Source organism: Lentiprolixibacter sp., from assembly GCF_982873095.1.
The window spans coordinates 1-3677 of sequence record NZ_CEYNTP010000260.1; the positions used below are offsets into that span (position 1 = coordinate 1).

The following is a 3677-nucleotide window of genomic DNA, read 5'->3' on the forward strand; positions in this document are numbered from 1 at the left end:
GGCCATGTTTTTTGCTTGATCTTCTTGTTCGCCAGAAACAGCAGGGGGTGGTAGGCATCCTTGAGGTACAGGCGTTGTTCCTCGTTTATTTCAGGCAGGATAGCATGGATATCTTTCGCATATTTGGCCTTTGCGGCCGTAAGGTCAATTTGGGCTAAAAACTCCTGATAGCTCCCTAAAAGCTCCCGGTAGGGACGTACAATATCTGTCAGTTCTTTCAGTATCCGCTGTATTTCTTCCCGTTCCTCAAACTCGAGGTTGTTCAGCTCACGGCTGTACTTCAGGGCAGCCTCTGGTTCAATATAGACGATACTACCCGTCTTAGAATTGCCCATGACCGTGCCCCTGACCTTTCTTCGATACATGGCCTTAACTGCGAGGACCCGACGATTTTCGACCACAGATTCACGGATGTCATCCAGGAACTCAGAGGCGTGATACCGGTTGAGTGCGGCGTTAAAACTTTGGTTGATCTTACCCCTAACCTGATTCATTTCCCTTCGGATCCTGAACAGGGCTTCGGAAGCCCGGTCTTTTATTTCTCCGAAGCGGTCGATGACACGGTTAATGTCTTCCGTTATTTCCGGATGTTCTTCTAGCAGCTCAGCAGATTGATGCAAGAGGGGATAATATTCCTTGAATTTTTTATAGAATCGTTTGTGTGTAAATACCGTCTGGCAGATACCCGATATCTTACGAAAACCTTCAACATCGAGAAGTGTGTTCTCTATACCCAGCAACTGCAATTCCGGATTAATGGAATCAAAACCGTGATTGGGAATCCGGTTTTCGTTGCTGAAAGAGGACAGGTATTCCGAAGTCTTTCCCAGGGCGTGTAGCAGTTCATCCCGATCTTCTATAGTGCTGATATGCAACACACTTTCCTTTCCCGGTTCCGTGTTACAATAGGCGGCTACCTGTTGTAAAACCGTCGGAAATTCAAGATCCTGTAATGTCTTTTTTAGAATGCCGCTCATGATATTTTTACTGCTGCGCAAAGGTAGTCATTCGCTCGGAGACCTAAAACCGTAGTCATGTGCGCAGAAATAGTGGTTGGTCGTCACCTTTACCTCACTCACACAATAATGCTGATACCACTGAGAATTTTACTGATTTAGGGCAATAAACGGGCCGTATAGGTGTTTTCTAGTAGGGAACCTCAGCTTGAAAATGGGAAGTAGCTTGTTATTTAAAATACGACCCATGAAAAGACTTCACACTCTGTTTTTTGGATGTATACTGGCCAGTTTGATGATTGGTTGTAGTGCCACAAACCGGCTAACGATGGGGATAACCGAGCCTGCTGCAGTGGTGCTTTCCCCGGAGGCTAATAAGGTTGGGATTATCAACCGTAGCCTTCCCTCAGAAAAAAATAAGAGCATAGATCAAATTGATCAGATCTTGTCTGCTGAAGGGCGTCTGCTCGATAAAGAAGGTGCCCAGGCAGCGGTAGAAGCCTTATCTGTTGCGTTAGGACGAAACGATAATTTTGATGAAATCAAGATCATTTCTGATGAAAAGTCAAAGAAAGGACTAAGCGTTTTACCGGCCACATTATCCTGGGATGAAGTGGAGCGGATCTGCCGTGAACATGAGGTGGACGTAATTTTTTCTTTGGCCCTTTATGATACGGATACCCGGGTGTCTTACAACATGACTACCCTTCCGCTCCCCAATGAGTTGGGTATCAAAGTAAATGTACCTGCGCACGAATTGCACCTGAATACCTTGATCAAAAACGGTTGGAGGATCTACGATCTAAAGGAGCAGCGGCTGGCAGATGAATTTCTTTGCGAAGGACAGGTACAGGCCTCGGGAAAGGGATTGAACCCCGTGAAGGCCTATGAAGCCATTCTCAACAGAAAGGAAGCCGTATTGGAAAGTAGCATGAACCTCGGTGAAAACTACAGCAGTCGTTTATTGCCCCTCAGAAGGCGCATCGCCAGGAACTATTTTGTCCGGGGGAGCGTTAATTTCAAAATTGCGAGGAGAAGGGCACAGGTGGGTGACTGGGACGGCGCGGCTGAATTATGGGCCATGGAAGTCAGCCACCCCAAACCAAAGATCGCCGGAAGGGCCTGCTACAATATGGCTATTATTAACGAAATAAATGGCGATATCCAGGCAGCAATGGAATGGGCTTCAAGATCCTATGCGGATTACGGAAACAATCTCGCGCTCCGTTACCTCAATTCCCTTCGGTTTCGCCAGCGACAGGACGAGCTGCTCAGAGAACAACTCAATACCCGTTAATCTAAAAGATGTTGGGCAAAACACCCAGTGCTATGCAAAAGCCAATCTCTTCCTTGTTTCTTTGTGCCCTAATGTTATTACTGCTGGGCGGTTGCCGAAATACCAAGGACCTGGCCTTTGGAATTGTTGAGCCCGCTCCTGTTAAACTTCCGCATGCGATGAAAAGGATTGGCGTGGTAAAGAGTATACACCTCTCGGATAAAAAACAGCAACCCGTACAAAAGATAGATGATCTGATTTCAAGGGACGACGACTTTCTTGCCAAAAAAGGCATGGAGGCCGCCCTCGATGGTTTGTTGAAGCAGTTGTTGCAGGACCCCAGATTTGATACGATCATCAAACTATCAGAAGGAGGAGAATTAATTCAGACGGAAGAGGGAAAGGTAACCCAAAGTTCCTGGCAGGCCATACGAATGTTCTGTGAACGCTATGGACTGGATGCGGTCTTTTCCCTGGACTTTTACAATGCGAATACAGAAGTTACCTTAAAAAGGACGAAGATCTATCAGCGTGATCTGATGAGGGAGGCTGTAGCCGAAAAAGGACATCAGCTAACCCTGGAAACCCTGATAGAAAATGGGTGGAGGATCTATGACCCTTTCCAGGAGGAGGTGCTGGATGAATTCACCTACAAGGAACAGCTAACAACCAATGCTGTAGCCCTTAGTCCCCTTGGGGCCTATCGGAATATTGGCAGCAGGCACGATTCATTAATGCTAAAAAGCAGGAACTCAGGCAGCGCATACGGTTCCCGCCTGCAACCCTATGAAACCACAATTTATCGCAGCTATTTCACAAAAGGCACCGAAGGTTTTATAGCCGCACAGCACAAGGTGGAAGAAAAGGACTGGGAAGGGGCGATTACCATATGGAAAAAGGAGCTTGACGGCGATAAAAACAAGCTAAAAGCTATGGCCTGCCATAATTTGGCTGTAGTACATGAGGTAATGGAGAACCTGGAAGAAGCATTGGTCTGGGCCGTAAAAGCTTCGGAATACCACAATAGCAAAGAAACAATGGACTACATCACCGAACTTGAGCGCAGGATCTCCCAAAGGCAACTTGTTCAGGAAGAACTACTACTGTCCGGGCGATAAATTCTAGAGGGGCCTTATTTTCGCCTGTCTTTGTACCCTAAAACGAATGGTTTATTTTTGCTTTAAAGAGCCGAGACAGCCATATCCATGAACGTGAATATCCATGCCAGCTGGAATGCACAGATGCAAACCGAATTCACCAAGCCTTACTTTGGGCAACTGGTAGCCTTTGTAAAGAATGAGTATTCCAGGACCACCTGCTATCCCAGGGGAAAAGATATTTTTGCCGCTTTTGATCACAGCCCCTTTGAAAATACCAAAGTAGTTATAATCGGTCAGGATCCCTACCATGGATACGGTCAGGCGAATGGGTTGTGTTTTTCGGTT

At 46.6% G+C, this 3677-nt stretch carries 4 protein-coding genes; 3 read left to right on the top strand and 1 reads right to left on the bottom strand.

Annotation, left to right across the window (positions count from 1 at the left end):
* On the bottom strand, positions 1–977 hold a 977-nt coding region (locus AC4E7D_RS12765), incomplete at its 3' end, for a MutS2 family protein (RefSeq protein WP_490174173.1).
* A gap of 226 nt (positions 978–1203) precedes the next feature.
* Between AC4E7D_RS12765 and AC4E7D_RS12770 the strand changes: the two genes are divergently transcribed.
* The 3 genes from AC4E7D_RS12770 to AC4E7D_RS12780 form a co-directional block, all read left to right on the top strand.
* Complete coding sequence (locus AC4E7D_RS12770) at positions 1204–2253, top strand: DUF6340 family protein (RefSeq protein WP_490174174.1); 1050 nt, start codon at positions 1204–1206, stop codon at positions 2251–2253.
* 32 nt (positions 2254–2285) lie between these two features.
* Positions 2286–3350, top strand: a complete 1065-nt coding sequence (locus AC4E7D_RS12775) for a DUF6340 family protein (protein ID WP_490174175.1) — start codon at positions 2286–2288, stop codon at positions 3348–3350.
* A gap of 87 nt (positions 3351–3437) precedes the next feature.
* Positions 3438–3677, top strand: a 240-nt coding sequence (locus tag AC4E7D_RS12780; RefSeq protein ID WP_490174176.1) for a uracil-DNA glycosylase, incomplete at its 3' end; no start/stop codon positions are given.

Coding starts and splice junctions, on each gene's coding strand:
- AC4E7D_RS12770 (WP_490174174.1), top strand. CDS start 1,204: ATGAAAAGACTTCACACTCTGTTTTTTGGATGTATACTGGCCAGTTTG.
- AC4E7D_RS12775 (WP_490174175.1), top strand. CDS start 2,286: ATGCAAAAGCCAATCTCTTCCTTGTTTCTTTGTGCCCTAATGTTATTA.